Origin of the sequence: Roseicella aerolata (genome assembly GCF_020523605.1) — a bacterium.
GTDB lineage: Bacteria > Pseudomonadota > Alphaproteobacteria > Acetobacterales > Acetobacteraceae > Paracraurococcus > Paracraurococcus aerolatus.
In genome coordinates this window covers 1-1,009 of record NZ_JAJAQI010000161.1, presented here as the reverse complement: position 1 = coordinate 1,009, position 1,009 = coordinate 1, and the positions used below count along the sequence as shown (strand labels likewise).

General features: G+C 67.8%; 1 pseudogene and 1 other annotated feature. The pseudogene reads left to right on the top strand.

Features of this window, described 5'->3' with window-relative positions:
- Positions 1 to 50: 50 nt before the first annotated feature.
- A pseudogene (locus LHA35_RS28325) lies at positions 51 to 1,009 on the top strand (IS3 family transposase); the annotation flags it as partial.
- Positions 335 to 451: a sequence feature (AL1L pseudoknot), on the top strand. (Overlaps the previous pseudogene by 117 nt.)

Sequence of the window (1,009 nt, the reverse complement as noted above, 5' to 3'; positions counted from 1 at the left end):
TGAACCGCACCGGCTTTTCCGGAGGCACTATCTCTTGAGAGGATAGAGCCATGACGAAGAAGACGGCGGCGAGCTACTCGCCGGAGGTGCGGGAGCGGGCAGTCCGGCTGGTGCTGGACGGCGCCGGGGAGCACCCGACGCAGTGGGCCGCAATCAGCTCGGTTGCTGCGAAGATCGGCTGCACGACGGAGACGCTCCGGAATTGGGTGCGCCAAGCCGAGCGTGACGGGGGACAGCGGCCCGGGCCGACGAGCGCCGAGCGGGAACGGATCAAGTCGCTCGAGAGAGAGGTGCGCGAGCTGCGTCAGGCCAATGAGATCCTGCGGAAGGCCTCGGCGTATTTCGCTCAGGCGGAGCTCGACCGCCGGTCCAAGACTTGATCGCCTTCATCGACGATCACCGGGGTGAGTACGGGGTCGAGCCGATCTGCCAGGTGTTGCCGATCGCCCCGTCCACCTACCACGCGCACGTCGCGGAGCGGCGGCGTCCGGAGGGGGCGAGCCTCCGGCGTCGCCGCGATGAAGTCCTTCGCGCCACGATCCGTCGCGTGCACGAGGCGAACTTCGGGGTCTACGGCGCCCGGAAGGTCTGGCGGCAACTCGGCCGCGAGGGGGTCACGGTCGCCCGCTGCACGGTGGAGCGGCTGATGCGGAGCATGGGTTTGCGCGGCGTCGTGCGTGGGAGGGAGACGCGGACCACGATCTCGAACCCGGCCACGCCATGTCCGACTGACAAGGTGAACCGCCAGTTCAGGGCACCGGCGCCGAACGTGCTGTGGGTCTCGGATTTCACCTACATCGCGACGTGGCGGGGCTTCGTCTACGCCGCTTTCGTCATCGACGTCTTCGCTCGCCGCATCGTGGGCTGGCGGGTGTCGCGCACGGCGCAAACAGGCTTCGTCCTCGACGCTCTGGAGCAGGCCCTGCACGACCGACGTCCGGCGAAGGGTCGACTGACATGTCATAGCGATAAGGGGTCGCAGTACGTCAGCATTCGCTACACGGAGCGG